This is a genomic window from Deefgea chitinilytica (genome assembly GCF_016881405.1).
Classification (GTDB): Bacteria; Pseudomonadota; Gammaproteobacteria; order Burkholderiales; family Chitinibacteraceae; genus Deefgea; species Deefgea chitinilytica.
Map to the genome: position 1 here is coordinate 38,814 of NZ_WOFE01000005.1, position 26,223 is coordinate 65,036.

The following is a 26,223-nucleotide window of genomic DNA, read 5'->3' on the forward strand; positions in this document are numbered from 1 at the left end:
TTATTGAAATAAATCAGCTACGCTTGGCAAAAACCCATGTTAGCCATCGGGTCAAAGAAGCGCGGTCTTTGTAGATAAATGAATAAGCCATCAGTAAGGGCGCACTAAATTTTAAATACTTGGGATCCGCCTGATCAGAGAGAAAGCTGAAATACAGCATCAAGATCGGCGATACGCCCAAGATGATGGCGCTAGTCACAATCAAAACCTGACTGTGCCGTTTTGCAGCCTCTGCATAATATTTATCGGCATAACCATTTGTAGTTTGCATGCAATATACACAAATCGTCCATGCAATAGAGTAAGTTGAAAACAACACATTTCCAGTTAAAACACACCCCAGCGAAATAACACCAAACACCAGCGTCGAGACAAAGCGAATCACCCTGCTCGATGTCGTCATTGCTCCACTCGCAAAAGATAGGTCATTTTCTTTCTTGGTCAGTAGCGCTGGAATCGCAATAATTGCAACGGGGATGAGCAAAAACATCAAAAAAATAAGCAGGCCAATCCACATAAATCACCAAAATAAATTATAAAAATTACTTTAACCCCGCCCCACGCACTTCAAACTTCACGCTGGCCAGCACTTTCCCTGCCCCATCGCGCATCTCCAGCCGATAGCGGCCGGGCCATGGGAACCATGAAATGCTTTGCGCTTGGCCGATGCGTTTTTTATTCAGCCACCAAATCGGCTGCTTAATCCCAGTCGAGTGAAACACGATGCGCTGATTATTCGGCGGAATGTCGGGATCGAGCGCGTAGATTGCGCCATCAATCGGCGCGGTAATCGCAATCGGTTGCGCGTGACTCGCGGCGTAAATTTGATCGCGCCCTGTTCCTGCCAAAAACAGCTCGCGGCGCGGGGCTTCTAGATTTTTCTCAAATTGGACATTACGCGCCTCAACGCCCGTAATTATTGGCGGCGCTTTAGATGGAGTGCGTTCGTGCAAGCGATTCATCACCGCTTGCCAGACGGGCGCTGCGCCGTGCATGCCCGACACGTCCCACATCGGCGCGCCGCTGGCGTTGCCAACCCAGACGCCAACCGTATATTTACGGCTAAAACCCATCGTCCAGTTATCGCGCATGTCTTTACTGGTACCGGTTTTGACCGCGCTCCAATAGCGCGTCGCCAATACATTTTCCAGACCAAACGTCGCCGCGCGCGCATTACGATCGGCCAAAATATCGCCAATAATAAAGCTACTCGCCCTATCAATAATCTGCTTGGTATTGCCTGCTGGCGCATGATGAATATTACGTACAGCGCTATACATCCCTAAATTTGCCAAGGCTCGATAAGCGTTCGTTAATTCCAGCAAACGCACATCCGCGCCGCCAAGTGCCAAACTAAAACCATAATAATCACCGTCTTGATTCAGGCTACTCAGCCCCAGTGCATACAACTGATCGCGAAACGCGCGCGGCGTGACCATTTGTATCGTTCTGACTGCTGGGATATTCAACGACGAGCCCAAGGCGGTACGCACTGAAACGGGCCCTTTATAGCTGCTATCGTAATTTTGCGGATTGTAGAGCCCCGCGCCGGTATTGAGATTGAGCGGGCTATCATCGAGCAGTGATGCAGCGGTCAGCCATTTCCCCGCAATCGCTTGTTGATATAAAAACGGTTTCAACGTCGAGCCGGCTTGCCGCAAGGCCAATACGCCATCCACCTCGCCCGCGCGCGACCAATCGCCGCTTGAACCGACCCATGCCAGTACATCGCCGCTGGCATTATCCAGCACCAGCAGCGCGCCATCTTCGACATTGCGATTAGCCAGCTCGCCCACCGTGCGGCGCAGCACCTGTGTGGCAAAACGCTGCAGCTCTGCATCGAGAGTCGTTCGCACTTGCGTTCCCGCGGCCTGCGGCTGCGTGGCTAATAGTTGCCGCGCAAAATGCGGCGCAAGCTGCTCGTTAGCAGAATAACGCGGCGAGGTTTGCGCCAAGGCGACGGCGGTTTCTCCCGCCAAACCACGGCAATCGCCCGCTTTGAGCGCCGTAACAATCCCACAAGCGCGTTCCGCAACCTTGGACACTGGCGCATTCGGCGCGCGCAGCAAAGCCACGGCAATCGCCGACTCGCGCGCATCCAAACCACTAGGGGCTTTGCCAAACAAGGTCGCGGCGAGAGCGGAAAGTCCGACGATTTCACCGCGAAAACTGACTAAATTGAGATAACTTTCTAAAATTTGTGGCTTAGTCCAACTGCGCTCCAGCCAGGTCGCCGACACCGTTTGCCCCGCTTTTTGCCATACCGAGCGCCCCGCATTACCACGGCGCAAGTCTTCATCGAGCAAGCCAACCAACTGCATCGTCAAGGTCGACGCGCCACGTGTTTTGCTACTAAGCGCATTACCCCAACCAGCTGCGACCACCGCAGCCCAATCCACACCGCTGTGTTGATAAAAGCGCTTATCTTCGGAAATCAACAAGGCATTACGAAAGGCAGGAGAGACTTGATTCAGCGTCACCCAATCGAGTTTACGCACCGTTTTATCGACGCGAATGCGCTGAATCGGCGTGCCGTTACGGTCGAGCAAAACCACATCGGATGAACGCCACACAGCTTTCACTTCTTTGAATGTAGGGAGAGCAAAAGCCAGATTGCTGAACGCGCTAAGTATTACCGCAAACAAAACCGACAATAAAAACTTCACTAGGTATTACCTTTAACGCGAATATTAACAATGACTACAGAGCAATACATTGCACCATATTATGAGATTTACTTCTGCGCTGAACTATATCTGGGCTGAGCAGGCAATCCCAGCATCTGGCTGACCGTAACGAATTGATAACCGCCTGCTTTAAACCAAGGAATCAACGCCTCCACCGCAGCTAAGGTTTTTTCCCTTCGCCCGCCACCATCGTGCATTAAGACAATCGCCTCTTCATGCGCCGTATTCTGAACCGCCCGCGCGATTTTATTTGCACCAAATAGCATCCGATTTCGATTCCAATCTTGGCTATCAATCGACCATAAAACCACTTTAATCCCGCGTTTGGCTAAATCTTCAATTTGCGCATCCGTAATTTCACCATAGGGCGGACGCATTGTATTGGGCGCAAAGCCAACTATTTTGCGAAAAACTTCCTGCGTTGGGCCAATTTGATATTCCCAATAACGCTCTTCCAGCCCAGATAAATACGGATGATTAAATGAATGATTACCTAATTCATGGCCCGCTTGCCACACTTCTTTAACAATATCTTCACGACCATTCATGGATTGGGCGGTCATATAAAACGTCGCGGGCACTTGCTCGCGCTTTAAAATCGCCAACAATCCGCGCGTATATTCGCTAGGGCCATCATCAAACGTTAAGGCAACCCAGCGCCGATGCGTAGCACCTTCTAATACTAATTGCTGTGGATATTTTTTAGCTTGCCTTGCCATTTCTTCTAACGGCACTTGATCCCAATTGGGTAAAAATGCCGTGCGTACGCTTTGTACGGTTTTAACTTGGCTGGCATTTACAGCACTTGCAGCAGGCGGCGAGATCGGCCACCAATCACGCAAATTCCACGCCAGTAACAGCAGCAATAATGCACTCGCAACATACAGTAATCGTTTTTTCATTTCCAACGACCATCCGTGTAGAATCGATTTCATTGTATGATAATTACAATCGCCTTAAGTGAACATCAATAACTGATTCAAATTCATTTGAATCATGCGCAAAGGCAAATTTATGGCAAAGCCCGGCGTTAAATCCTATACAGCGTATTTATTTATTCTGCCTTTTGCCTTGCCGTTTCTGCTGTTTAACCTGTGGCCCTTACTATTTAACTTCTACCTGTCGTTTATGGATTACTTCATTGCCAGCAGGGTGACGGTTTGGAATAGTTTCGCCAATTATATTGAGCTCATCGACAACCGCTATTTTGCAGAAAGCTTCAAAAACTCGCTCTTATTCTTAATCACCGTTCCCATCCTGCAAATCGGTGCACTCGGTATCGCACTGCTGTTATTTCGAACGATTCCGGGCATTACTTTCTTTCGTGCTGGCTTTTATTACCCCGTAATTATTGCGATTCCCATTACCGGCATTGTCTGGAATTATTTTTTTGCTTACCAAGGCATTTTGAATGGCCTACTCAGTGCGTTCGACTTATTACCCGATGGCCGAAATATCGGCTGGGTGACCGATTCGAATGTCGCTTTGTATTCCGTGATGTTATTTTTTATTTGGAAGAATATCGGTTACTACATGGTGCTGTATTTAATTGGCTTGCAGCGCGTACCACAGGATTTATTAGATGCAGCCAAACTCGATGGTGCCAACGCATGGGATTCGTTTTGGCACGTCACCTTGCCTACGCTGCGACCGATTATTTTATTGTGCAGCCTGCTGGCCACCATCGGCGCACTCAAAGTCTTAGTTGAAGTGTTGGTCTTAACGGGCGGCGGCTACGGCACTTTGACGATGCTGCTGTTTGTTTACTACACGGCGTTCACGGGCAGCACTTTTGGTATCGCGGCAGCAGCGAGTACCGTCATTTTGGCGCTGTGTTTAATGATTGCCGCCATCCTGTTGAAATTTCTGGGCGAAGACGGCGTGTGGGGTAAAGGATGCTAATTCAATCGACAATACGCACACACCGCCCGCACTCAAAAACACCGCAGAGCCTGCTTGCTTTGGCCTTGCGCTACGTGCTGCTCACGCTTGGTGTATTTATGATGATGCTTCCGTTTTTGTGGGCGCTATCAGTGGGTATCGCCAAAGACCCCTCGGCCGTGGTGCATCTAGCCGATGCGGCATTTAATGCTGCCGAAGGTGATTTTAGCCTGCTTGGGTCGGCACTCTGGCCGGACGAATTGACATTGCATTGGTTTGAACGCGCATTTACTGATTTTCCACTACTGAACTACCTGAATAATTCGGCGATTTTAAGCAGTATCACGGTGATATTGACGCTGATGCTGAGTATTCCAGCCGCATTTGCATTCGCGCAAATGGAGTTTTATGGCCGCAACGTGATTTTTATTATTCTACTCGCCACCATCATGATCCCCAGTGAGATTAGCATTGTGCCCAACTACCTCACGCTCGGTAGCATGAAATTACTCAATACTTATGCTGCAGCGATGCTGCCCAATATTGCCAGTGCGCTGGGCGTATTTTTACTGAAGCAATATTTTGAGCAATTACCCAAAGAAACATTTGATGCCGCACGCGTGGATGGCGCGAAAGAATGGCAATTGCTCTGGCACATCGCCATTCCGCAATCCTATCCAGCGATTACGGCATTGGCGATTATGACGACGGTGTTGGCATGGAACGATTATCTATGGCCTGCGCTGGTGCTCAAAGAAGCAGCCAAACAACCCGTAACCGTCAGCGTCTTTAATATGCTGACTGGCCCGCTATCTAGCATCAGCAATTTAGTTCTAGCAACGACGATGCTGGCAATTATTCCCGTTTTGCTCTGCTTATCACTGGGGCAACGCTTCTTTTTGGGCGGCACGCAGACGGATCCAACCTAATTATTAGGACAGATCAAAAACCATGGAGCAATTAGGTATTTGACTATAGCCCTTTTATATCAATGGATAGATTCAAATACATACAATTATTTATCTATTCATTTATAACTTAATCAATGTTGTTTTCAATTCTGTGTATTTTTCTAGCGCGTGCAAAGATTTATCGCGGCCATTGCCCGATTGCTTGTAGCCGCCAAACGGCAGATTCATATCGCCGCCTTCGTCATAGCAATTGACCCACACCGTGCCGGCACGCAGTTTTTTTGCCATCGTGTGCGCGGTGCTGAGATTTGACGTCCAGACTGCGGCGGCCAAGCCGTATTCGCTATTGTTGGCAATTTGAATGGCTTCATCGGGTGTATCAAACACAATCACGCTACACACGGGGCCAAAAATCTCTTCACGGGCAATGGTGGTATCAGGCGCTGTTTTGAAAATAGCCGGCGTAATAAACAACCCCGTTTCAGTCATCACCGCATCGCCGCCGCGAAGATGATCGGCCTCGGCCTTGCCTGCTTCGATGTAGGCCAGTACCTTGTCATACTGAATTTGATCGACAATCGCGCCCATCCGCGTCGCAGGATCGAGCGGATCGCCCGGTGTGTAAACTTGTGCTGCGGTTTGCAATGCAGCGATAAATTGCGGATAAATTGCTCGCTGCACCAAGACCCGCGAACCTGCCGAGCACATTTCGCCCTGATTATAAAAAATACCGCCCGCTGCGGCGTTTGCGGCGGCGGTGATGTCAGGGCAATCAGCCAAAATGATATTCGGCGATTTACCGCCTAACTCCAGCCAAACCCGCTTTAAATTCGATTGTGCTGCGGCCTGTGAGATCAATTTGCCCACCGCCGTCGATCCCGTAAATGCAATGCAATCCACATCGTGATGCTCTGCCAATAAGCGCCCAGTTGTGCCAGCACCGGGCAGCACTTGCAACACGCCATCGGGAATGCCGGCTTGCTTGGCCAAAGCCGCAATCCGAATTGCCGTTAGCGGCGATTTTTCGGACGGTTTCAAAATCACCGAATTACCCGCCGCCAGCGCTGGCGCGATTTTCCAACTGGCCATCAATAGCGGAAAATTCCAAGGTACTACTGCGGCGACCACGCCAATCGGTTCACGCGTGACCATACCCACTAGATTGCCTGCCAGTGGCGCAATTTCCCCACCGACTTTATCAATTGCCTCGGCGTACCACTGAATGCAATACGCGCTGCCCGCAATATCGACCGCCAATGAATCCGCAATCGGTTTGCCGGTATCCAGTGTTTCAAGCAAGGCCAACTCATCGGCATGCTCGCGAATCAGCGCAGCAAAACGCAACATGATGCTCTTGCGCGCAACGGGCGCAAGCTCAGCCCAACGCCCATCATCAAATGCCACACGCGCCGCATGCACTGCTGCATTCACTTCAAACTCTCCACAGTCGGCAATTGAACACAAAACACTGCGCGTGGCGGGATTGACCGTTGCAAACGTTTTACCACTGGCCGCCGCGCAATAAGCGCCGTTGATAAATGCTCTGCCTTCAAATTGCTCAATTGCTGCTCGGGAATGCCAATCAATTTGCGCTGTCATGATCTGCTCTCGTAATTTTGAACGCCAATAAACTGCATTTAGCATAGTCCAAAACGATGCGCAGGCACGGTAGACATCATTAGGGCAAACCCACCTTGGAAAAGGCAAATCCGCTATCTACACTCAAATCACCCTACCAAACTTGGTGTAAATAGCCCCACAAAGGTGATGCAAATGTTGATCGGCGTACCAAAAGAAATCAAAAATCACGAATACCGCGTTGGCTTAACGCCCAGTGGCGTCAAAGAATTAGTCAAGCAAGGCCACACCGTCATGATCCAAAGATATGCCGGAGATGAAATCGGTTTTAGCGCCCATCACTATATTGGCGCTGGCGCACAAATCGTTGATTCCGCCGAAGAAATCTTTGCCCGCGCCGACATGATTGTGAAAGTGAAAGAGCCACAAGCCTGCGAAATTGCCATGTTACGCGCAGGGCAAATCCTGTTTACCTATCTGCACCTCGCTCCCGACCCAGAACAAACGCAAGGCCTGATCAAGAGCGATTGCATCGCGATTGCATATGAGACGGTCACCGATGGCCGTGGTGGCTTGCCGCTACTCGCGCCGATGTCGGAAGTGGCAGGCCGGATGTCGATTCAAGCGGGCGCGCATTGCCTCGAAAAAGCCCAAGGTGGGGCAGGGATTTTACTCAGCGGCGTACCGGGCGTTGCGCCTGCCAATGTGGTGGTACTCGGTGGCGGCGTGGTGGGGATCAATGCCGCGCGGATGGCGATGGGCTTGGGTGCGAAGGTATCGATTTTTGATGTGTCACTGAATCGCCTTAAAGAAATCGACACGCAATTTGGCCCGCAACTGACCACGCTGTATTCCACCACCGACGCCATTGAAGTCGCGCTCGCCAGCGCCGATTTGGTCATCGGCGCGGTGCTGATTCCGGGCGCAGCAGCACCCAAATTAGTTTCAAAACAAATGCTCAAGCTGATGAAGCCCGGTTCGGTCTTGGTCGACGTGGCGATTGATCAAGGTGGCTGCTTTGAAACCTCACACCCGACGACGCACGAATCGCCAACCTATGTGGTCGACAACATCATCCATTATTGCGTCGCCAATATGCCCGGCGGCGTAGCCCGTACCGCAACGCTGGCACTGACCAATGCCACTATGCCCTTTGTGCTGGCGATTGCCAACAAAGGCTGGCAACGCGCACTCAATGACGATATTCATTTACGCAATGGCCTGAACATTTGCCAAGGCAAAGTCGCCTACGCGGCGGTGGCGCGTGATTTAGAGCTAGATTACACGCCAGCTGAATTGTTGCTATAAGGCGTATTTATCGCTAAGCATTACAAAGAGAGCGCTGCATGTCATTACCCACCATAGGTATCCCCTGCTGCCGCTGGAAGCTAGAAAGCGGACATTTCTATCATCTGGTTGGCGAAAAATACATCGCCGCGGTGGTGGGCGCAGGCGGGCTTCCGCTGCTCATTCCTGCACTCGGCGCTATTCATAGCGAGCACATCTTGGCGCAAGTCGATGGGCTATTATTCACAGGCAGCCAAAGCAATATTGAACCGCATCATTATGGCTCACCGACTTTGCCCGACGATTTTAACGATGCTGAGCGCGATGCCACGACTTTGCCGCTGATGCGGGCGGCGATTGCCGCAGGTATTCCGGTGCTGGGTTTGTGCCGTGGCGCGCAGGAAATGAATGTCGCTTTCGGCGGCACCTTGCACCAACAAATCCAAACCCTACCCAATATGCTCGACCACCGCGAACCTGAAGGTGATATCGCAAAGATGTACGGGCCAGCACACGAAATCACACTGAACCCCGATGGCCTATTGCGCCAACTCTACGGTCAAGATCGTGCATGGGTGAATTCCTTGCATCAGCAAGGCGTGAATCAGCTCGCCACTGGATTGATCAGTGAAGCAACCGCGCCCGATGGCCTAATCGAAGCCTTTCGCGTTGCCGATGCGCCTGCGTTTAATTTGGCCGTGCAGTGGCATCCAGAATGGCAATTCCAAGATAACCCCTTATCGATCGCAATTTTTAACGCCTTTGGCGCGGCGTGCTTGGCGCACCATCAACAGCGTACTCAAGGATAAATCATGAGCCTGATTAGCGAATGGCTGCGCGAGCGCAGAATTACCGAAGTGGAATGCGTCACCCCTGATTTCACAGGCATTGCGCGCGGGAAAATCGTACCGCGCGAAAAGTTCAACGAAGACGAAGGCATGCGTTTACCGCAGGTAGTGTTGGTGCAAACGGTCACCGGTGAATATGCCGAAGACATCACCCCAGCCACCGACCCCGATATGGTGCTGATTCCCGACCCCAACACGATACGCTTGGTGCCATGGGCAAAAGATCCGGTCGCGCAGGTCATCCACGATTGCTTTCATTTTGACGGTTCTCCGGTGGAGTTATCGCCGCGTTATGTGCTACGCCGTGTACTCAAACTCTACGAAGATCGCGGTTGGGAGCCTGTAGTCGCCCCAGAAATGGAATTTTACATCGTCGATATCAACCGCGACCCAGACCTACCGCTGCAACCACCGCTGGGCCGAACCGGTCGCCCCGAAACCGGCCGCAAAGCGTATTCAATCGACGCAGTGAACGAATATGACGACTTGTTCGAAGACGTTTACGACTATTGCGACGCGCAAGGCCTACAAATCGATACGCTGATTCATGAAGTCGGTGCCTGCCAAATGGAAATCAATTTTTTGCACGGCAATGCACTGGAACTGGCCGATCAAATTTTTCTGTTCAAGCGCACCGTGCGCGAAGCGGCGATTCGCCATCAAATGTACGCGACCTTTATGGCCAAACCGATGGAAAACGAGCCGGGTTCGGCGATGCATATCCATATGAGCGTGGTCGATAAAACCACAGGGAAAAATATTTTCTCGAACGACGATGGGCTGCCCAGCGAGTTGTTTTACCAATCGATTGCTGGGATGCAAAAGTACTTTCCGGCGGTGATTTCATTGTTTGCGCCGTTTGTGAACAGCTATCGCCGTCTAACGCGCTATTACGCCGCGCCGATCAATGTGCAATGGGGTTTTGACAACCGCACCTGTGGCATTCGCGTTCCTCACTCCACACCTGCCGCACGGCGTATCGAAAATCGCGTTCCCGGCGTCGATTGCAACCCGTATTTGGCTTTAGCGGCCACCTTGGCGTGCGGTTATTTGGGCATTCTCGAAAAATTATCGCCGTCGGAGCCCCTAACGGGCGACGCCTACAGCCTGCCATTTGCTTTCGAGCGCGGCCTAGAGGGCGCAATTACCGCATTGGCTGACTGCAAGCCGATTAGCGATGTCTTAGGTGAAAAATTCATCCAAGCCTACTGCGCCGTGAAGCAAGCCGAATATGTGGAATACGTCAAAGTCATCAGTCCATGGGAGCGTAAGCATTTGTTGTTGCACGTTTAATTTTGGCCTTAATTTTTAATTGATTACAGCAGATGACAAGCAAGTAGAGTTGATTTCTGGCAAAGTAGCCCACTTTTTTCAAGGGCAACGCAATGAGGCGACGACTGTTTCACATCTTCTGCCTGCTATTCATACTGACACCGGCATGGGGCAGCGATACTGCGCCACGCTCAAAAAATGAACAAGCGATTCATGCCATGGTAAAAAATTGGGCACAAGCTTGGCAAAATCAGGCGATTAACGAATATTTAAGTTTTTACTCGCCCGAGTTTATCCCCGCCAATGGACTCAGTTTGGAGCAATGGCAACAACAAAGAACCGAGCGCGTATCAGAGCCGCTGTTTATCAAGACCGAAACCAGCGAAGTGAATGTGATCGAATTGCATGGTGATTTTGCCCAAGTTCAGTTTCGGCAAAAATACACCGCGGCGAAATACCAAGATCAAGTGATGAAAACCTTGCAACTGGAACGCCTAGGCGGAAAATGGCTGATTGTGAAGGAAAGTAGCAAGCCACTCAAAAATAAATAGGATGTATATCTTGCTAGAGCATATTTTATAATAGCTACAATGCAATACCTTTTATGAGCGTTTTCAGTGTGGTATTGATGCTGTGCCGCGCACGTGAAGCTGGGGCTTAAAAACCCCGTCTAAGCGCACCGAGTGAGGGAGAGAGAAACTGCTTTACCGTTTGGCTCACGACGGATCGAGGGCATCGGGGACCGATGCGCGCTCGGGTCGCCTTTCTTTGCTTACTTTCTTTGGCGAAGCAAAGAAAGTGAGTCCCTGTCGCGGAGTGCGACTGTAAACAAAACGTGCCGCAGGCACTGAAAAAGAAATAAACCGTACTTGAACAATCCAGTTCGGAGTTCGTATGCCCAAGCCCGCCCATGCCCCATCGTATTACGCCGCCAGTGCTCATCCCCAACCAGCGCGACCTGCGCTGCAGCACGATATTCAAGTCGATGTCTGCATTATCGGCGCAGGGTTTACCGGCTTATCGGCGGGGCTACATTTAGCCGAGGCGGGTTTTAAAGTCGCTATTTTAGAAAGCGCCTTGGTCGGTTGGGGGGCGTCGGGGCGCAATGGCGGGCAAATCGTCAACTCCTACTCGCGCGATATGGATGTGATAGCACGGCAATACGGCGCGACGACAGCGCAAGCCTTGGGCGAGATGGCATTTGAAGGCAATCGCATCATTCGCGAACGCATCGCCCAATATCAAATAGAGTGCGATCTAAAAAATGGCGGTCTGTTTGCCGCGCTGACCCATAAACAAATGGGGCTTCTGGCGGCACAAAAAGCACTCTGGGAGCGCTACGGTCATACCCAGCTAGAAATCCTCGACCAAAGCGCGATAAGACTAGCGGTTGATACCGAAGTCTATATCGGTGGCCTACTCGATCACAGCGCTGGCCACATTCATCCGCTGAATCTCGCGCTCGGCGAAGCCGCCGCATTTGAATCGCTCGGCGGCGTTATTTACGAACAATCGCCAGTGACGCAAATCGTTCGTGGAACGACATCGACAACCACGCCTCAAGTTAAAACAGCAACGGGTTCGGTGAATTGCAATTTTGTCATCGTCGCCTGCAACGCCTATATCGACGATTTAGTACCCGAACTCGCCGCCAAAACGATGCCTTGCGGCAGCCAAATCATCGCCACTGCACCACTCGGTGAACTCGCCAAACAACTGATTCCATCGGATTACTGCATCGAAGACTGCAATTTCCTGCTCGATTATTACCGCATCAGCACCGATCAACGCCTGCTGTACGGCGGCGGCGTTAGCTACGGTGCCAAAGACCCCGCGCACATCGAAAGCGTGTTGCTACCGAATTTGCTCAAGACCTTCCCGCAACTGGCGGGCGTCAACATCGATTTTGCATGGACGGGCAATTTCTCGCTCACCTTGTCGCGCCTGCCGCAAATGGGGCGCTTGGGTGAAACAATTTACTACTCACAAGGCTGCAGCGGCCACGGCGTCACTTTTACGCATTTGGCAGGGCGACTGTTAGCCGAAGCGATTCGTGGGCAGACCCAGCGCTTTGATGCCTTTGCCCAACTACCGCACCTACCCTTCCCCGGCGGGCGACATTTCCGTGTACCGCTCACAGCACTCGGGGCTTGGTATTACTCGCTACGCGATAAACTGGGTTTTTGATTGCAGCCTAAAAAGCTCAAAAAATATAAATAATTGCAGTAAATGAGCATTTCAGGCCAAAACTAGAGCGTTCCCGCACAAACGCCCTGCGCTATCATTTGTATGATGATGACTCTTACTCAGGAGCCCATCATGAAACTTGCAGCTACCCTCTTCGCCGCCCTTGTTCTGTCTAACGCTACTTTTGCGGCCGATTTTCAACTCAGCAGCACCGACCTCAAAGCCAATGCGCCAATGAGCAAACAACAAGAATTTAGCGGATTTGGTTGCACCGGCGGCAATGTATCGCCACAACTGAGCTGGAAAAATGCGCCCAAAGGCACTAAGAGTTTTGCGATCACGGTGTATGACCCAGACGCACCAACAGGCAGTGGCTGGTGGCACTGGGGTGTGGTCAATATTCCTGCTGACGTGAACAGCATCGAAGCAGGCAGCGTCCCAGCTGGTGCTGTGCAAACTCGCACCGATTACGGCTCAGCAGCTTACGGTGGCGCTTGCCCACCGGCAGGCGACAAAGCGCATCGCTATATTCATACGGTCTGGGCCTTGGATGTGGCCGAGCTACCGCTAGACGCCAATGCCAGCGGCGCGCTGGTCGGCTATATGCTCAACCAACACAAGCTAGGCAAAGCAACGTTGACGGCGACGTATCAGCGGGCGAAGTAAACCCATACCAATTGCGCAAGGCCGCTGACGCTATCCAAGCGATTGATCATGCAAACAGCTGAATCTTTAGCAGGACAAGCAAACGCAGCCTTGCACTTCATCGTATGATGAACACACCTCAAGCAGGAAACCGCAATGCAAGTCCAAACCCGCCAAATTCAGCAAACGGTGATTTTAGCCAAAGCCACACAGCAATTGCGCCAAGTGGCCTGCCTACAGCCCACGCTGATGCGGATTCGGCAGGGCGAAAAACACATTTGCTTGAATGAACAAACGCAGATCGCGCGCAGCGGTGATTTGATTATTGCGCCAGCGGGAATGCAATTAACGCTGACCAATGTGCCCGATGCCAAGGGCTACGCTTGCGAGGTCTTGATCTTTGATTCACAGCTGATCGAGCATTTTCGCGCCAGCTACCCTGCTGCCGTCGCCCACGCACTGCAAAGCGAGGCGCGCTTATGCCAAAAATCCACGCCCGTCATTGCCAAGCTCTGGGATGAAGTTTTCGCCGCCACCGCCAACCAAGAGCCAGCCGAATTACTGCATCACCGTGCAGAAGGTTTATTGCTCGCGATGACGATGGCAGGATTGGGCGCGGGCTTATTGCTCAATCGCAGCGATGCGCTCGCTGCGCGTGTGCAACAACTGATTATGCTGAACGCCGCCAAAGATTGGACGGTCGACGCGATGGCCGAGCAACTGCATGTGGGCGCATCGACACTGCGTCGCCAACTCGACAAAGAAGGCACGTCATTTCGGCAATTGCTCGAACAAGTACGACTCAATATGGCACTCGGCATGATTCAAACCACCAAACAACCGATCGGCAGCATAGCCCAACAATGCGGTTACGCCTCAGCCTCACGCTTTAGCGCCCGCTTTGCCCAACAATTTGGCACTAAGCCAATGCAATTACGCGCAACGGTGGTGTGAAACGATAAAGCATTTGATAAAGATCATTGGGCGCCACCAGATCTGAAACATTTAAAGCGCTTGCCCTTTCCGCCACCGATTAACCATCGCCGCGACCTGAATCTCAATATCGGCTTGGCGAATTGGGTTTTCTTGTAACCAATCCTTGGCATCTTGATCATCTTGCTGCGCGGCCAGAGTCATCCATGCATAACCTTTGACTATATCTTTAGCTGCACCGGTTTGCTGAGTATTGAGCAGTAACTTAGCCAAGCGATATTGCGCTTCGCTATGCCCCAGCATTGCCGCCTGTGTATACAGACGTTCGGCTTCATCGAGGTCTTGCGCTACACCTCGGCCTTGTGCATACATCCATCCCAAGCCTGTTAATGCATAGGGATCTTTTGCTGCGGCCGCAGTTTGCAATAAACCCTTCGCCTTGCCCAAATCCTGTGTAACACCGCGGTTATCACGCAAATACATCCAGCCCAAAAAACCAATCGCTTTTAGATTATTTTTTTGCTGTGCTTTTTCTAACCAAACCAAGCCATCCTTTGGATTAGCGGGTACGCCTTCGCCTAACACCAAAATTCGCCCCAAATGAAACGCTGCATCGCTATACCCTTGCTGTGCTGACTTCTCCAAGAGCTGCAGTGACAAAGTTAAATTCTCGCCGCAGAGACCATTTTTGCTATAAAAGTAGCCCATATTGTGCTGCGCCTCAGCTAAACCTTGCTCTGCCGACTTTGCCATCCACCGGCAGCCCTCACTCACATTCAATTCAGTTCCATTGCCATTGATTTGCAACAAGCCCAATAAATTTTGAGCGTATTTATTGCCTTGAACAGCCGACTTTTTGTACCACATCGCGGCTTGGAAAGGATCGGCTTCGGTACCCAAGCCTTTTTCATAAAACCAAGCAATCCGAGCTTGATCATCATCCGCCCCGACCATCGCCGCCTTGAGTTGCCATTCGAACGCTTGCTTTAAATCTTTTTCAACGCCGTTACCATCTTCATATCGGTACGACAATTCACGTTGCGCATCGGTATTGTTTTGCTTGGCCTGCTTTAGTAACTGCTCAACGCTTAAAGCGCGCACATTAGCAGTCGATGAATAAAAACTTTGTACCTTTTTCCAGCCTTGACCTTGATTGGCCATCAATGCCGCCGCTGCAGTCATCAATAACAGTACATACACAGAAAATCGAATCAGCATCGTTTTGAAACCAATTTTTAATTAATAAAACGCACCTATATCAATAAAACCATTGATATAAAATGCGTATAGAAGCATACCCACTAAAAATCACCCACCAGCGCCGATACTACCTTGGCCTTTGCTACGCAGTAGCAATACCTTGCCATTGCGTCGAATCAAGGTATCCGTCGTTTTGGATTTGATATTCATAATTGAACCCGCGACATCCAAACTCGAGCTGATTTCAACTTCGGCGCTCTTTTTGTCGGCTGCAATTTTGATGCTGTGAATTTCATAGCTGGAATCGAGCTGCAATATACCGCCCATTTTTTCACCTAAGGTTTCGAAGGTTGTATAAAGCTCTTTCATCCCGCTGCAGGTTTCCGCTTTATTTCCCTCGCCTTCAGCACTGGCAAGGCCACCCAAACTAATCTGAGCACTGCTTTTAAAATCTTCGGCCAAGAAGGCACATAGTTTCTCTGGATTTCTACTTAAAGTGGCCGCTTCATAATCAGCATAAAACTGATGAACTTGCTCTTCGCTGATTTGTTTGCCACCCACAAAAAACCACCATCCACCTGCAACAAGCATCAAAGCAAACAGCCCCAATTTAAGCGGCCCAACACGGTTTAAGATAGACTCACGCGCTTCACTCGCTGGCATGAACGGCTGATTTCTCAACTCGCGCCGTGCATCGATAATCGCTTGGTTTTTTTCGAGTACTTCTTGCTGCTGTGCAGCCAAACGGCGTGGCATATCGCAACCACAAGCCACACACAAAGTGCGCTTGGGCTGTTGATAACCACAACTCGGGCAGCTCATCAATTCAACGCTAGCCACGGGCTGTTGCAAATTTACTGCTACGCTGGATGCTGGCTGCGTTGTGGAATTTGGATTCGGCAAGTTCAACTCAGCACGCACTTCAACGCCCACTTTATTGAATAAGCCGATGTATTGTTCTAACTGGGCGTGCGGCAACTCTTTTTTGATCACGGTTGGTGCTTTTGCCAGTAAATCCGCGGTTTTTTGATCATTCAATTTCAATAACTGCGCCAATAATTGCGTGGCGGTAGCCGGCTCAATCCCCGGTAAAAAATTGCCTGTAAGGGTCAAAGAAAACGTCTGACTCATTGATGTATCCATTCGTATTTAAAAAGAGGGGACATAGGTTTCCAGCCATGCCCCCACAGATTTCAATCACTTCACCACCATCGCCGCATTGGGCGCAGCACCAAACACATCAGGCGCGTACATTGCTTCGACTCGGCTTGGCGGTAGTTGGAAGGTGCCTGCGTTATTCAGGCGCACCGTGTATTCAACGCTGAATTTGCCGCGTGGCACGTGGCTGTAATAGGCGCGGTAGCCGGCGAAGCGGCGCTCTTCAAAGTCAGGCCACGCCCAGCCTTCGCGTTTTTCGCCTTGCGTGGCGATTGCTGAATCGCGCCCTAAGCCATTGCCTAAAATCGTTGCGCCAGCGGGGATCGGGTCGTCGACGACGACTTGCGTCATGTCCGCTTGCGCGTCGATTTCCAGCGTCACGCGCACCACGTCGCCGCGGCTGTATTGGCCTGCGACTTTTGGCTCGACTGGCGTTAGCGTTTTTTTGATGCTGTAGCCCGCGACTTGCGGTGCTTTGAGCGCGACGGCGGCGAGGGCTTGCACCGTCACCCACGGCGCGCCGCTGCCTTGTTGCGTGACGCTCAAGTTCGTCGTCTTCATATTCGTCACTGGCCACGGCAACATGACGGGCGCAGGGTCTGCCGTTCCCCACACTGCCGATTTGTTCACCTCGCCCAAGGTCGCTTTCGCTTGTCCTGTTACGGGTATTGCCTCGAACTGCTTGCTGAAAGAGGCCACAGCGAGCGTACCCCAGACATTGGCATTGGTCGTCCACCACACGCCGCGCTGCTGACGGCCTAATAGCCCGGTCAGCATTTTCGGCACATCGTCTTTCCACGTTGGCAACTCGCGCACCGCCAAAATCAGGCGCGCCGCGTTGACGTCGCCGTTATTCATCAGCCACCACCAATAATCGTCGCGTTCCGTCGAGAACACCATGCGCGTGCCTTGGTAAGTGAGGCGGCCACGCAGGATTTGCTCGGCTTCTGCCAAACGCACTGCTCGATCTGGCAAGGTCGGGGCGCGTTGCAATAACGACAACCAATCAATCAGCATCGCCGTTGTCCAGGTTTGCGGCTGGATATTGAGCACCGCCAATTGGCGCGGCGCAAAACGGCCATAACGCGCTAGCGCATCAAATGCAGCGAGGTAACGCGCATCCAGATCTGGGCGCGGTGACCAGAAATCGCGTTTGATTCGGCCTTCAACAAATTGCGTTAAGCCTTTGAGCATCGCATCGCGCGAGGCATCGGGAATCGCGTAGCCCGCTTCGTGCGCCGCGCTCAACATATAGGCGGTTAAGGAATCGTAGCCCTTCGCGCCGCTACCCTCGCGCGGCGGGTAATACATCGCCAAACCATCGGAATCGAGATACAGCGGCAATTCCTGCATGATTTTGTCCCAACGGGTTTTGTCTTGCAGACCCATTGCGACCGAGGTTTTTTGCTCTAAGCACACATAGGGATATTTCAAGAACCACTCGCGCACGGCAGGCATATCGCGGGTCAGTTTGGCTTGAAATTGCAGATTGATACCGCCACGCCCCGCTTGTGCATTCGGTGGCAGCGCGACGGGCATCGTCACTGGCGTATCAAGGCGACGCAACGAGGCTTGCTGCACCGTGACCGGAATCGCGGGCTCGACTTGCTGGTTGTGCGCCAGTTTATCAAGCGCTTTTTCACCGCCCTGCTCGGTGGCGGAAATGACCCAATCGAGCTTGCTGACGCCCAGCGGCACCGTCACCGGCCAGTTCACTTCACGCGCTTCACCCGCGCCGATGTCGAGCGTTTGCGGATTTAAACTCAAGCCAACCGCTTGCGCGCTCACCGCCACTTTCATTGCGCGGCTGCTGCCATTACGCACAGTCACCATCGCGGCGAATTGATCGCCTTCGCGCACCAATGGCGGCAGGCCAGCGGTGAGTTGCAAGTCTTGCGTCACCGCAATTGACGTGCTGCCCGTGCCAAATTGCCCCGTGCCCACTTCGGCGATGGCGACCAGTTTAAACTTGGTCAAGGCATCATTCAGCGGCACCGCAATCGTGGCACTGCCGTTGGCATCGAGCACGAGTTTGGGTTGCCACACCAACAGCGTATCGAGCAATTCACGCGTTGGCGCTACGCCGCCGCCACCACCGGGCGGCAAGGCTTTGCGACCAAAATGGCGTTTGCCGATTACTTCTTGCTGCGCGGTGGCGGTTTCCACGCCATAAGCGCGTTGCTGCAACATTGCACCCAACAAATCCCATGAGGTATTGGGCTGCAGCTCAAGCAGCGATTCGTCTACAGCGGCAAACATCACCTCTGTCCCTGCGGGCGCGGGTTTGCCATTCGGAAGTTTGACTTGCACTTTGACTTGCGCCGTTTTGCGAATACTGTACACCGGCTTATCCGCGGTCACGCTCACTTGCAATTTATGCGCGGCTTCGCCGACTTTAATTTGTGCAAGGCCGTATTTAAAGGCGGGTTTGGATAAATCGACCATCGCCGTTGGCGCTTGGAAGTCGCCGCCTTCATTCCAATACGCATCCCACCACTCGCTTGGCGCTTTCCAGCCCCAAGTAAAGAAGGAATACCACGGTACATCGCGCACCCGACCGCGCACCACCAGCACCGACACATACACATTCGGCGCCCAGCTCGAAGCAATCGGCAGCTCAAACGTCGGATTTTTACCCGATAATTGAATCACCTTGGTTTCAATCACGCCTTCACGCTCAATCGCGACCCATGCGGTGGCAGTTCTAAATGGCATGCGCACTTGGAACGTCGCCGTTTCACCCGGCTGGTAGCTTGGTTTTTCTGGCACCACGTCGATGCGATCGTTGTTTTCGCCGTCAAACCACATTTCATTTTGGCGGCTCACCCACACCGTTTGCGCGGCACTCACTTTGCGTTTATCCGCGTCGCTGGTTTGCGCGATCAGCTCAATGCGGCCTTCGTCTTTCAGCTCAAGCTCGCAAAACACCAAGCCGCGCGCGTCGCTTTTCCCACTGCAGACCTCGCCCAAGTCTTCGGTTTTTTCTTCGCTTTCATAGGCATAAAAACCGCCAACCAAACGCTTGCGCGTCGATAAATAGCTATGCCGCACCGCACTCACCTTCACTTCGCGGCCAGCAACGGGCTTGTTATTAGTATCGACCACCACCGCTTTCATCGCGACGGTTTTACCAACGGAAGCCCAATCCTCGACTTGCACGCCGATTTGCACTGCGGCTGGCCACAGCGTCACGGTGCGGGAAATCGTTTGCACTTCACCATTGGGGTCGGTGTAGGTGGCTTCGGCGACTAAATCAGTCGGTTTGCTGATGGCGGGTAGATTGGCGATATTGACCTTGGCTGCGCCATTGCCATCGAGCACCACGGCAGCTTTATTAAGCACCACTTTGCCATCGAGCGATGGTGTTTTTGCATCGCGCAGCGATTCTGGCGCGTTAAAACTAAAACCATCAAAGCCTTCTGGGCGACCGTAACGCTCACGCAGCATCGCACTGACACTCACCGGCAAGGCTTTGGCCGCACCGCCATTGCCATAGCTCATCGCCAGCGACAACGCTAAAGCTTGCGGTGCAATCGTGGCTTTGTTATCAAAACTGATTTGCCCGCGCATCACCGGGAGACGGAATTCTTCAACGCGGAAATTACCGCTGTATAAAGTGCGATCCGCCCGATGTAGTGACACCGAATACGCGCCGAGTTTGGCTTTTTCTGGAATTGCAAACGTCGACTCGGCATAGCGCCCATTGCGCCATGTCAGCGGAAATTTAAACTCCTGGCCGCTACCATCATGCGTAATGCGAATTTCCTTGGGTAATTGTTCTGCAGAAGGCATGGCAAAACCGCGCGAATTTTCAACGCGAATGACATGTTTCATCGACACCGTTTCGCCTGCACGGAACAAGGTACGATCAAACACCGTATGTGCACGTAATTCTGGCTGATCGCCGTACATTGTTTGCACTGGGAAGCGCCACGCTTCGATGCCCTGATTCCAGGTTGAACGGGCAAACGAGACGTCTTCAACGCCTTTGGTATCAATTTTGCGGGCGGTAATAAAAAAGCCAGACAAATTGCGTTGACCGTTGCAGGATTTCTCTTTTAGAAACTGAGGAATCAGCACCGCGCCGTTCGCACCGGTTTTCCCTTGCCACAACAACTCTGCCGCGCAGTTATACACGGCGATTTTGGCGTCCGCGACGGGCTTGGCGGTATCGAGCGTCGTTACCCACACCGCGGCGTTTTCTTTGCTGTGCTTAAAATGCACCGCTAAATTTGTCACCAGCGCAGCGGTGCGCACATACATCGGTTTATTGCTATCGAGCAGTGCTTTGCCAAGCACGCGCGATTCGAGCTCGACGATATGCAAGCCCGGCGTTTTCAGTGGAATGCCAACGACTTCAAACGGCCATTTGCCCTTCGCATCGGGCGCACCGGGCAAGCTTAAATTGACCGCCGATTTTTCATTTTTTAATAAGCTAAGGCGACGAGTTTGCACGTCTTTGCCTTGAACTTGTACCGTACTTTCATGGTAATTCTCAATTTTGGCCAACCATGCCATCATCGCCTGATCGTCTTTTAAGCTCAGCGAGCTGCCGCCGATTTTGGCGGATTTAATCGGCATATCGGCTTCAATATGCCGCAAGGTGACGGGTAATGCGGGATCGGCATTAAGCTCCAAAATGCCAAATGGCGCAGCGGAGAATTTAGCTAAGGGCGGGTAATCGGCGGTTTTGATTTTGAGCGGAAACGCATTGCCATTTTTGAGCTGTTTGCTGAGCTCGCTCGGTAATTTGATTTCAAATTCAGCCTCGGCGGTAAATGGGCCTTTGAAGCGAACCTGCTCGACAATGCCGCTGCTTTCGTCCTGACTAAAGTAAGGTTTGGCTTCGCCGCTGGCCGATTTCAGAATAATTTTCTCAGCCAAACTACGGGGTATAGACCTAGAGAAATTGATTCTAAAGTCTTTGAAAGGAATACATCCAGATGCGGCATTTTGACGCTCGCACGAAAAATGAGCAGTAAATTCTGGTTCGACTTTGAAATTAAGTAATTGCGGATCACGACTACCAGGGCGGGAATTAATCAGTACGACCTTGGAATTGGCAGGCAAACGCTGGGCGCACTGTACGACATCGATTTGCGAGGCGATTTTTTGCAAATTAAAATGCTTTAACAGAGTAGCTTTATCGTCGCCACTGAGCCGCTTCATCGGCAAACGTTCGGCTTGGCCTGCCACTTGGCAAAATAAATGCTGGCTGGTCGCGGGCGCTGCGCCGTTGTATTGCAAGACAAAGGCTTGATCCTCAGCGATGCCGCCACTGCTGGCATATTCGTCATCACTCACGCCTGTGCCATTGTCTGGCCACGAGCGTGTGATAATAGGCGCGCCAGTATGAAAACTAAATTGCGTCTTACCGGTAATCGCCTCACCATTTTGCGCTTTAAGCCCTGCCTTGACCTTAAAACTGCATTGCGTCGCGGCTGGTATTTCGCCGGAGAAATCCATCACCCACGATTTATCATCCAGCCAGCGCGCATTACCCTTGACTGGGCAAACCACATCAAATGGTGCAGGCGCAGATAAGTCGCCAAACTTGATGATTGGCGAAGAGAACGTCGCACGCACTTGCTGCACTTTGGCGACTTCGTTTTGTGGGGAAAATTGGGTGATGCTCGCAGCGAAACTCGCCGCAGTCGGAATTGCAAATAGCAAAGCGAGTGATAAAGAACGAAGCGACATGGCGGTAAACCTAGAAAAAGCGTAATACCGACAATTTACTCCAAGCTAGCAGAAAGCAAAAATTAAGGTTGCCAACTTATTCTTTTTTGCAAAGAAGCAGGGATTTTCAGCTGCCACTGTGCAACTTTGGCGCGGCTAAACACCAAATGGCCGGGGCTACTGCGCTGTACTGCCATGTTTGTGTGCGACTTTTGCAATAAGGAGCGCGCCATTTTTCCAGCGGCCGCGCCATGTTCAAAGCCAGATAGCACCATGCCGCCAGCCGCACCGTGACGACCAATAGCAAAATCCCAAAACCCAAAAATCGGCAAGGGGCTATGTTCGGAGGTCCATTGCATCACTTTTTCAGCATCAACGTGCTTTAAATCCGCAGCAGTTAATGCCTGATAAGTTCCGAGCAAAATTGCATGGTAATGCTGATTCGCGTTTTGCACCTTTTCTTGCCACTGCACAAACGAGCCCAGCAAAACCACATCGACCCCGCGCAACTTCAGTTGCTGCAAATCTTCTTGCAAGATATAAGAAGACCGATCTTGATCCAGTAAAACCAGAATCCGACTATGACTACCACAGATCGAACGAATCAAATCAATATTCTGTTGATACAAAGGCCGCTCTAAAACGCCCGTTACAGTAGATGGCAAAGAGCCAGAAAAGTAACGCTGCGGATCAGCGTTCACCCCCAAAAAAACCACTGGCACTTTCATTACGGCCAAATGCGATCCCAGCAAAGCCAGCGCAGCATCATCACCCAATACGACTAGCTGAGGTTTTTTTTGCCGAATTTCGCTCAATGCTAATTCAGCTTGCTCCAAATGCTCGGAAGTGGGCAATCGCTTGGTATCCAGCGCAATAAAATCAAGCTCCGCCACTCCGTCAAGCTTGCTGCGCAATCCCTGCAAGTACTCTCTATCCCAGCCGTTTTCCGGATGGTAGCTCTCCACGACCATCACCAAAGGCTGCGCCAACGCCACATGCAAACTGAGCGCAAGACACAGCCCCCAAAGCCAGCGAAACGCCATTACTCCGCCCACTCGACCATCAAATCATCGGCAATCGCTTCTAAATCGCGGCGCACATGGCCTAAATCTACACTGATTGGCGCAGAGAGCAGCGCTTGCGCATGAAACATCGTTTCGCCCGACATCGGTGCACTATCGAGCCATGTTTCCAGTTTTTCTACGTTAACCCCAAAACGCGCCAAAATAGTTGATACGTCTTTGACAATCCCGATTCGATCATGCCCGACCAAGCTCAAAGCCACGCTTTGTGATGCGGCGTGAGCCAGCTCGGCCTGTTCGGCATCCAACACGCCACGCACATCTAAACTCGGCAAGGCTTGCAGTGCGGCTAATAACAAAGTGCCATCTCCATTCACCGCGACTTTGACAATCCCCGCAAACTGCCCTGCCAACCGTGAAAATGATGACTCCAGCCAATTGCCTTGTTGTTGTGAAATCACCGCAGCTAACTGCTCGACCAAGCCCGGTTTGTCCTGCCCAATAACTGATACAACCAATATATTTTTCATTGCTTTGCCCCTGTTAAATTCGCAATCAAACTTCATGTTTGTGAGCTTAGCCGATTTCAACAATGATTCTTAACTGAATTAAAAATTCGATACGAATAACCCACAATAGCAATAGCGATGTGAGCAAAGTGAATTGGGTTATCCCCCTCCTACCACAGGGTCACACTAGTTTAAGTTATGGGCAAAACAATCTTGCCCGACTGTAGGGATGAAGTCTCGATACCAAGGCCATAAAATTGGCAGGCTGAAATTGATCAAATTGCCGCTTTGATGCATTTCGAGTCAGAGAAGCTGAAATAAACCAAAATAATTTACTGAAAAAAGTTACTTGGTGAAATGCCAAATTGGCGTTTGAACATCGCAGTAAATGCACTGGGGCTGTTGTAGCCGCAATCAAAAGCCACATCAATCACCCGCTCGCCTTGAGCGAGTCGTTCCAACGCATTGAGCAAGCGAGCTTGCCGTCGCCATTCGCCCAATGTCATCCCGGTAACCTTATTAAATCGTCGCTGCAGGGTGCGCGCATCGACGCCAGCTTGGCTGGCCCAGTACTCTGTTGTGCGGCTTTCATCGGAGTTAGACAAAATATCGGCGCAAACCCCGCGTAACAATTTGTCATCGGGCATCGGTAATTGCATCGGTAGCGTAGTGAGTGTTTTCACTTCATTGAGCAGTAATTGCGCAATCATCTGGCTGCGCGGCCGGATGGGCTGTTCCTGATAATCAATGCTGATCGCCGCCAAAATCAGCTCGCGCATCAACGGGGTGATTTCAAGGACACAACATTCACTTGGCAAATCTTGCACTGCGTCGGGACGAATATAAATCGAGCGCACTTCAACTAATCCGATCATAAACACTTCGTGCCATACGCCAGCGGGCACCCAAATACCACGATTGGGCGGCACGATCCATTGTCCGAGTGGCGTGATCACGCGCATCACGCCGCTAATCGCATACAGTAGCTGGGCAACTTCATGCCAATGGCGAATCGTGGCTGAGCCGGGCTGATGATCCACGGCCTTGCCGTGGAGTAATGCGCCTGCCATATCGCGCAATGGACCAACTCTTTCGATGAGCATGTCGTTTTCTCGATAGTATTTGCCTTATTCTCGCAGGACAGGCAGGGGTAATGTCAATAAGATGTGTTCTCAACTTATCCCATAAACCACTTGGAGCGTCAGATGAATACCGCGACGATTACCAGCCAGCCCGAGCGCGTATCGACCCGATACCGCGTTTTGGCGGCCATCAGCAGTGCCCATTTTCTCAATGACATGATGCAATCGCTGATCTTAGCTTTATATCCTATGCTAAAGGGCAACTATCACCTCAGCTTTGCTCAGCTCGGTTTGATTACGCTGACCTACCAAATCACCGCGTCAATTTTGCAGCCGCTGATCGGTGCCGTGACGGATAAACGCCCACAGCAGTATTCGCTGGTGCTCGGCATGGGCTTTACCTTAGTTGGGCTACTGCTCTTGTCGCAAGCCGACTCCTTTCCCTTGATCTTGCTGGCCGCAGGCTTGGTCGGAACAGGTTCATCGATCTTTCATCCAGAGTCATCACGCATCGCGCGCTTTGCGTCAGGCGGGCTGCATGGCTTGGCGCAATCACTGTTTCAGGTCGGTGGAAATGCGGGCAGTGCAACGGGACCGCTGCTTGCAGCGCTGATTGTGATACCACTTGGTCAGCCAAGTTTGGCGTGGTTTTCATTGGCAGCCCTGTTGGCGATGGGCGTTCTGTGGCGTATTAGTCTGTGGTACTCACACCAGCAAAAAACGCAGGGTCACAAAGGCAATGCAAAAACCGCGCCATTTACGGCACGCAAAACTCTGTGGGTGATGGGCGTACTTTTGACACTATTAATGACCAAGTTTGTCTATATGGCTAGCTTCCAGAGCTATTACACGTTTTATCTGATTGAGCGTTTTTCACTAGCACCACAGCAAGCGCAATTATTGTTGTTCGTATTTCTATTTGCCGTCGCTTTGGGCACGGTGCTTGGCGGCCCGATTGGTGATCGCATCGGCCGCAAAACGGTAATCTGGTTCTCGATCTTGGGTGCCGCGCCATTCTCAATTGCCTTACCTTATGTCGGTTTAACCGGTACGATTACATTGAGCTTTATCGTAGGACTGATTATGTCTTCCGCGTTTTCGGCAATGTTGGTTTATGCGCAAGAACTTATGCCGGGTAAAGTTGGTATGGTATCGGGGCTATTTTTTGGTCTGGCTTTCGGCATAGCCGGGATTGGTGCAGCTGTGATTGGACGTTTAGCCGATAACTACGGAATTATCAATATTTACCTTATGCTGGCCTATTTGCCATTACTTGGTATGGTGGCTGGGCTATTACCGAAAATAGAACATACCAAAAATTAGCTTTAAGTGAAAAATGTTGAA

At 51.5% G+C, this 26,223-nt stretch carries 20 protein-coding genes; 10 read left to right on the plus strand and 10 right to left on the minus strand.

Annotated features, from left to right (window positions below):
• Positions 1–13: 13 nt before the first annotated feature.
• The 3 genes from GM173_RS11095 to GM173_RS11105 form a co-directional block, all read right to left on the minus strand.
• Positions 14–490, minus strand: coding sequence for a hypothetical protein (locus tag GM173_RS11095; protein ID WP_203571450.1), 477 nt, complete (start codon positions 488–490; stop codon positions 14–16).
• A 52-nt stretch (positions 491–542) separates the two neighbouring features.
• Positions 543–2,666, minus strand: a complete 2,124-nt coding sequence (gene pbpC, locus GM173_RS11100; RefSeq protein ID WP_203571451.1) for a penicillin-binding protein 1C — start codon at positions 2,664–2,666, stop codon at positions 543–545.
• A gap of 68 nt (positions 2,667–2,734) precedes the next feature.
• Positions 2,735–3,589 carry a polysaccharide deacetylase family protein gene (locus GM173_RS11105; protein ID WP_203571452.1) on the minus strand — a complete coding sequence of 285 codons (855 nt, stop codon included), beginning with the start codon at positions 3,587–3,589 and terminating at the stop codon, positions 2,735–2,737.
• A gap of 112 nt (positions 3,590–3,701) precedes the next feature.
• On the opposite strand from GM173_RS11105, the gene GM173_RS11110 reads away from it, so the two are divergent.
• Both GM173_RS11110 and GM173_RS11115 read left to right on the plus strand, forming a co-directional pair.
• Positions 3,702–4,589 carry a carbohydrate ABC transporter permease gene (locus GM173_RS11110; RefSeq protein WP_203571453.1) on the plus strand — a complete coding sequence of 296 codons (888 nt, stop codon included), beginning with the start codon at positions 3,702–3,704 and terminating at the stop codon, positions 4,587–4,589.
• Between the two features lie 98 nt (positions 4,590–4,687).
• On the plus strand, positions 4,688–5,497 hold the full coding sequence (locus GM173_RS11115) for a carbohydrate ABC transporter permease (RefSeq protein WP_203571454.1): 810 nt from the start codon (positions 4,688–4,690) through the stop codon (positions 5,495–5,497).
• A 102-nt stretch (positions 5,498–5,599) separates the two neighbouring features.
• Here GM173_RS11115 and GM173_RS11120 read toward each other — a convergent pair whose 3' ends face one another.
• Positions 5,600–7,078, minus strand: a complete 1,479-nt coding sequence (locus tag GM173_RS11120) for an aldehyde dehydrogenase (protein ID WP_203571455.1) — start codon at positions 7,076–7,078, stop codon at positions 5,600–5,602.
• Between the two features lie 174 nt (positions 7,079–7,252).
• Between GM173_RS11120 and ald the strand changes: the two genes are divergently transcribed.
• From ald to GM173_RS11155, 7 genes are all read left to right on the plus strand, one after another.
• Entirely contained in the window at positions 7,253–8,365 is a 1,113-nt protein-coding gene (gene ald / locus GM173_RS11125; RefSeq protein WP_203571456.1) for an alanine dehydrogenase, read from the plus strand.
• 38 nt (positions 8,366–8,403) lie between these two features.
• Entirely contained in the window at positions 8,404–9,153 is a 750-nt protein-coding gene (locus tag GM173_RS11130) for a gamma-glutamyl-gamma-aminobutyrate hydrolase family protein (protein ID WP_203571457.1), read from the plus strand.
• Between the two features lie 3 nt (positions 9,154–9,156).
• Positions 9,157–10,485, plus strand: coding sequence for a glutamine synthetase family protein (locus GM173_RS11135; protein ID WP_203571458.1), 1,329 nt, complete (start codon positions 9,157–9,159; stop codon positions 10,483–10,485).
• Positions 10,486–10,577: 92 nt separating this feature from the next.
• On the plus strand, positions 10,578–11,015 hold the full coding sequence (locus GM173_RS11140) for a nuclear transport factor 2 family protein (RefSeq protein ID WP_203571459.1): 438 nt from the start codon (positions 10,578–10,580) through the stop codon (positions 11,013–11,015).
• Positions 11,016–11,358: 343 nt separating this feature from the next.
• On the plus strand, positions 11,359–12,651 hold the full coding sequence (locus GM173_RS11145; protein WP_203571460.1) for an NAD(P)/FAD-dependent oxidoreductase: 1,293 nt from the start codon (positions 11,359–11,361) through the stop codon (positions 12,649–12,651).
• 132 nt (positions 12,652–12,783) lie between these two features.
• Complete coding sequence (locus tag GM173_RS11150) at positions 12,784–13,317, plus strand: YbhB/YbcL family Raf kinase inhibitor-like protein (protein WP_203571461.1); 534 nt, start codon at positions 12,784–12,786, stop codon at positions 13,315–13,317.
• 135 nt (positions 13,318–13,452) lie between these two features.
• On the plus strand, positions 13,453–14,250 hold the full coding sequence (locus tag GM173_RS11155) for a helix-turn-helix transcriptional regulator (protein WP_203571462.1): 798 nt from the start codon (positions 13,453–13,455) through the stop codon (positions 14,248–14,250).
• Between the two features lie 51 nt (positions 14,251–14,301).
• On the opposite strand, the gene GM173_RS11160 is transcribed toward GM173_RS11155, so the two are convergent.
• The 6 genes from GM173_RS11160 to GM173_RS11185 all read right to left on the minus strand — a co-directional run bounded on the left by GM173_RS11160 (position 14,302) and on the right by GM173_RS11185 (position 24,900).
• Positions 14,302–15,447, minus strand: a complete 1,146-nt coding sequence (locus GM173_RS11160; RefSeq protein ID WP_203571463.1) for a tetratricopeptide repeat protein — start codon at positions 15,445–15,447, stop codon at positions 14,302–14,304.
• 90 nt (positions 15,448–15,537) lie between these two features.
• Entirely contained in the window at positions 15,538–16,560 is a 1,023-nt protein-coding gene (locus tag GM173_RS11165) for a hypothetical protein (protein ID WP_203571464.1), read from the minus strand.
• A 66-nt stretch (positions 16,561–16,626) separates the two neighbouring features.
• On the minus strand, positions 16,627–22,287 hold the full coding sequence (locus GM173_RS11170; RefSeq protein WP_203571465.1) for an alpha-2-macroglobulin family protein: 5,661 nt from the start codon (positions 22,285–22,287) through the stop codon (positions 16,627–16,629).
• A gap of 62 nt (positions 22,288–22,349) precedes the next feature.
• Complete coding sequence (locus GM173_RS11175; protein ID WP_203571466.1) at positions 22,350–23,309, minus strand: ABC transporter substrate-binding protein; 960 nt, start codon at positions 23,307–23,309, stop codon at positions 22,350–22,352.
• Positions 23,309–23,818, minus strand: a complete 510-nt coding sequence (locus GM173_RS11180) for a glycine cleavage system transcriptional repressor (RefSeq protein ID WP_203571467.1) — start codon at positions 23,816–23,818, stop codon at positions 23,309–23,311. Before GM173_RS11180 ends, GM173_RS11175 begins: the two co-directional genes overlap by 1 nt.
• A 311-nt stretch (positions 23,819–24,129) precedes the next feature.
• Positions 24,130–24,900, minus strand: a complete 771-nt coding sequence (locus GM173_RS11185) for an AraC family transcriptional regulator (protein ID WP_203571468.1) — start codon at positions 24,898–24,900, stop codon at positions 24,130–24,132.
• A 102-nt stretch (positions 24,901–25,002) separates the two neighbouring features.
• On the opposite strand from GM173_RS11185, the gene GM173_RS11190 reads away from it, so the two are divergent.
• Positions 25,003–26,202 carry an MFS transporter gene (locus tag GM173_RS11190; protein WP_203571469.1) on the plus strand — a complete coding sequence of 400 codons (1,200 nt, stop codon included), beginning with the start codon at positions 25,003–25,005 and terminating at the stop codon, positions 26,200–26,202.
• The last annotated feature ends 21 nt before the right edge of the window (positions 26,203–26,223 follow it).

What these genes read in the sequence shown, in the direction of transcription:
- GM173_RS11095 (WP_203571450.1), bottom strand. Translation starts at nt 490, where the DNA reads ATGTTTTTGCTCATCCCCGTTGCAATTATTGCGATTCCAGCGCTACTG.
- GM173_RS11105 (WP_203571452.1), bottom strand. Translation starts at nt 3,589, where the DNA reads ATGAAAAAACGATTACTGTATGTTGCGAGTGCATTATTGCTGCTGTTA.
- GM173_RS11110 (WP_203571453.1), top strand. Translation starts at nt 3,702, where the DNA reads ATGGCAAAGCCCGGCGTTAAATCCTATACAGCGTATTTATTTATTCTG.
- GM173_RS11115 (WP_203571454.1), top strand. Translation starts at nt 4,688, where the DNA reads ATGATGATGCTTCCGTTTTTGTGGGCGCTATCAGTGGGTATCGCCAAA.
- GM173_RS11120 (WP_203571455.1), bottom strand. Translation starts at nt 7,078, where the DNA reads ATGACAGCGCAAATTGATTGGCATTCCCGAGCAGCAATTGAGCAATTT.
- ald (WP_203571456.1), top strand. Translation starts at nt 7,253, where the DNA reads ATGTTGATCGGCGTACCAAAAGAAATCAAAAATCACGAATACCGCGTT.
- GM173_RS11130 (WP_203571457.1), top strand. Translation starts at nt 8,404, where the DNA reads ATGTCATTACCCACCATAGGTATCCCCTGCTGCCGCTGGAAGCTAGAA.
- GM173_RS11135 (WP_203571458.1), top strand. Translation starts at nt 9,157, where the DNA reads ATGAGCCTGATTAGCGAATGGCTGCGCGAGCGCAGAATTACCGAAGTG.
- GM173_RS11140 (WP_203571459.1), top strand. Translation starts at nt 10,578, where the DNA reads ATGAGGCGACGACTGTTTCACATCTTCTGCCTGCTATTCATACTGACA.
- GM173_RS11145 (WP_203571460.1), top strand. Translation starts at nt 11,359, where the DNA reads ATGCCCAAGCCCGCCCATGCCCCATCGTATTACGCCGCCAGTGCTCAT.
- GM173_RS11150 (WP_203571461.1), top strand. Translation starts at nt 12,784, where the DNA reads ATGAAACTTGCAGCTACCCTCTTCGCCGCCCTTGTTCTGTCTAACGCT.
- GM173_RS11155 (WP_203571462.1), top strand. Translation starts at nt 13,453, where the DNA reads ATGCAAGTCCAAACCCGCCAAATTCAGCAAACGGTGATTTTAGCCAAA.
- GM173_RS11160 (WP_203571463.1), bottom strand. Translation starts at nt 15,447, where the DNA reads ATGCTGATTCGATTTTCTGTGTATGTACTGTTATTGATGACTGCAGCG.
- GM173_RS11165 (WP_203571464.1), bottom strand. Translation starts at nt 16,560, where the DNA reads ATGAGTCAGACGTTTTCTTTGACCCTTACAGGCAATTTTTTACCGGGG.
- GM173_RS11170 (WP_203571465.1), bottom strand. Translation starts at nt 22,287, where the DNA reads ATGTCGCTTCGTTCTTTATCACTCGCTTTGCTATTTGCAATTCCGACT.
- GM173_RS11175 (WP_203571466.1), bottom strand. Translation starts at nt 23,309, where the DNA reads ATGGCGTTTCGCTGGCTTTGGGGGCTGTGTCTTGCGCTCAGTTTGCAT.
- GM173_RS11180 (WP_203571467.1), bottom strand. Translation starts at nt 23,818, where the DNA reads ATGAAAAATATATTGGTTGTATCAGTTATTGGGCAGGACAAACCGGGC.
- GM173_RS11185 (WP_203571468.1), bottom strand. Translation starts at nt 24,900, where the DNA reads ATGCTCATCGAAAGAGTTGGTCCATTGCGCGATATGGCAGGCGCATTA.
- GM173_RS11190 (WP_203571469.1), top strand. Translation starts at nt 25,003, where the DNA reads ATGAATACCGCGACGATTACCAGCCAGCCCGAGCGCGTATCGACCCGA.